2 protein-coding genes are annotated in these 2,697 nt (G+C 34.2%); both read left to right on the top strand.

Annotated features, from left to right (window positions below; genetic code table 11):
* Nucleotides 1-140: 140 nt before the first annotated feature.
* A complete protein-coding gene (locus DBR11_RS22375) occupies nt 141-1,193 on the top strand; it encodes a transposase (RefSeq protein WP_108554835.1) in 1,053 nt (350 codons plus the stop codon).
* A gap of 180 nt (nt 1,194-1,373) precedes the next feature.
* Complete coding sequence (locus DBR11_RS22370; RefSeq protein ID WP_108554834.1) at nt 1,374-2,429, top strand: transposase; 1,056 nt, start codon at nt 1,374-1,376, stop codon at nt 2,427-2,429.
* Nucleotides 2,430-2,697: the final 268 nt, after the last annotated feature.

Raw genomic sequence — 2,697 nt, 5'->3', positions numbered from 1 at the left:
GAATAATTTTGATCATATCTGAAGATAGAATTATGTATTGGTAGATTAATAAATAATTAGACAGGGGCGCATTAATGCATTTCATAAGCATAAGGGCTCGATCGATGATTTAATCCCCTGTCTTTTCTAAATTTTGTAAAATGCAGGAGCTAAAAACTACAAGGCAGAAAAGATATTCTTGGTTTATTGGTACCGATATTTCCCGTAATAAATTGGATCATGCTGTAATGAAAGGCAGTACTTTTCTTTTTCATAGGGAGACAGGAAATGATGTGATTTCGATCAAAGAATTTATAAAGGAGCTGAAAGATCTTCCAGGGTTTTCATTAGCTAAAAGCATTTTCTGTATGGAAAATACTGGTGTCTATTGCAATCATTTAATTGAAGTATTGCAAAAGTTGAAAGCGAATATTGTACGAGAGCCGTCTGTGCATATTATGAAGAGGCTAGGTGTGTTGCGTGGTAAGACAGATAAACTCGATGCAATACGTATTGTGGAATATGCTCACAAATACCGGGAAGTTTTACGACTACTTAAACCAAGAAGGAAGGTAATTGACCATTTGGCCCAATTGAATACTTTACGAACCAGATTAGTTGCCTATCATAAAGCATTACGGCTGCCAATTCAGGAAGAATCCTATTTCATTAAAAAGAAAACCTCGGCTGAAAATAAACGGCTTTGTGCTAGAAGCATACTATCTCTCCAATTAGATATCATAGAAGTTGATAAGCAAATTGATTTAGTAATACAGAATGATGTTGAATTGAAAAGACTCTTTGAGATTATTGTTTCAGTGCGGAATGTTGGAAGAGTAACTGCTATTCATTTGCTGATTACTACAAATGAATTTAAGAGTATTACAGATCCTAAAAAATTTGCCTGTTATGCTGGAATAGCTCCTTTTGCAATTGAATCTGGTTTGAAAAAACCTAAAAGAAGAGTTTCCCAGATGGCAAACAAAAAGATGAAGTCATTACTACATTTATGCGCTTTGCAGTCAATGCGATTTTGTCCAGATCTCCGTCCCTATTACTTGAAAAAGACTCTAGAGGAAGGAAAGGCTCCGATGGCTGTGTTAAATGCCATCCGATATAAGATCATTCTCAGAGTTTTTGCCTGCATTAATCAAAATCGCTTATATGTTAACAGTTATTGTCGAGGTAATGATGTAATATTTATAAACGAATAAAACGAAGGTGCTTCTTCCGATATTGAATCTTATTTAATGAATGAATCCTCCTCTTATATTATATAATTATGAAATGGAGGCAAATTAATACCCTACCTAAGACAATCAATGTTTTGAAGGAAATCCTTCGTTTTTTAAAAAAAGGAATCAGAATCCTATTTCTTTAAATACATGTAAAAAATGGCTGAAGCTCAATTTAAACGAATTAGAAGATATACCTGGTTTATTGGAGTAGACATCTCTAAAAATAAGCTTGACTTTTCTGTAATGCATAATATGGTTCTGATTCTTCATAAGGAAATTACTAATGATGTTGATGGTATCAAAAGCTTTATAATTGAGCTTAAAACCTTGGAGAAATTTTCGATGATCAAGTCAATTTTTGTGATGGAGAAAATTGGGTTTTATTCAAATCACCTAACTACAGTATTGTTGAAAATAAAGGCTAATATTGTGATGGGAGGTGCTTTTCATATTAAAAGGACACTAGGGTTAGTTAGGGGAAAGACTGATAAAATAGACTCTATTCGGCTCGCTGAATTCGCTTTTATCCGTCGGGAGTCCTTGGTGTTATGGAAGCCAAAAAGGCCGATTATTAATGAATTAGCTATGCTTTGTAATATTAGTGATCGATTATTAACATCTATCAATCGCTTGGCTGTTCCAATAAACGAGCAAAAGTCCTTTATTGGGAATAAACAATCTGCATTTCAAATGCAATGCTGCAATCGGTCAATTAGTTCGTTAAAAGCTGATTTGTTAGAGGTTGATTCAAAACTTCTAAGTTTGATCAGAGAAGATCCGGAATTGAAACGGCTGTTTGAGTTGATTGTCTCAGTTGATTTTGTTGGACCGAAGACTGCAATCAGGCTCTTGATTAGTACAAATGAATTCAACGACATTAAGAATCCTAAACAATTTGCATGCCTTATTGGAATTGCTCCTTTTCCGCGAGAGTCGGGAACTATGAGAATGAAGATGCGGGTTTCAAATTTATGCGACAAAAAATTGAAATCCATCCTTCATATTTGTGCATTATGCAGTCTGAGAGGGGAAAATGGTTTTAAATCCTACTTTAAGCGAAAGACAGAAAATGAAGGCAAACCAGGTTTTTCTGTCTTAAATGCCATAAAGAACAAAATAATACTGAGAATTTTTGCATGTGTAAACCAGAACAGACCGTTTGAAAAAGAATATCTTAATCCCAAGAGAAAGTTGGAGGCCAGAAATCTTTGATTTCTCTGCCGTAAAGTGTTAGTAATACATGTATTGTTAGGTCAAATAACTTGCCGGTAGGTTCATGTTCCAGCTTTATCCCAGGCCTTCTTGCAATTAGCTCTATTTATATGGACTCTTTGAAAAGATATAGATTCCAATGTTTGTGAATGGGAATAGTTAAAATATCTCTTTCTTTTTTCAAATTCCCCTCAACCCCACCAATTTCTTGGCTATATTTTCATTTCTGTTAAATCTTATTCAAAATCTTGCTACTTAATTTTGCTTT

It is taken from the genome of Pedobacter sp. HMWF019, assembly GCF_003061025.1.
Lineage (GTDB): Bacteria > Bacteroidota > Bacteroidia > Sphingobacteriales > Sphingobacteriaceae > Pedobacter.
This window is presented reverse-complemented; position numbering and strand designations above follow the sequence as displayed.

Bases quoted from the DNA above. Each gene is read 5' to 3' on its own strand.
- DBR11_RS22370 (WP_108554834.1), top strand. From the start codon at position 1,374: ATGGCTGAAGCTCAATTTAAACGAATTAGAAGATATACCTGGTTTATT.
- DBR11_RS22375 (WP_108554835.1), top strand. From the start codon at position 141: ATGCAGGAGCTAAAAACTACAAGGCAGAAAAGATATTCTTGGTTTATT.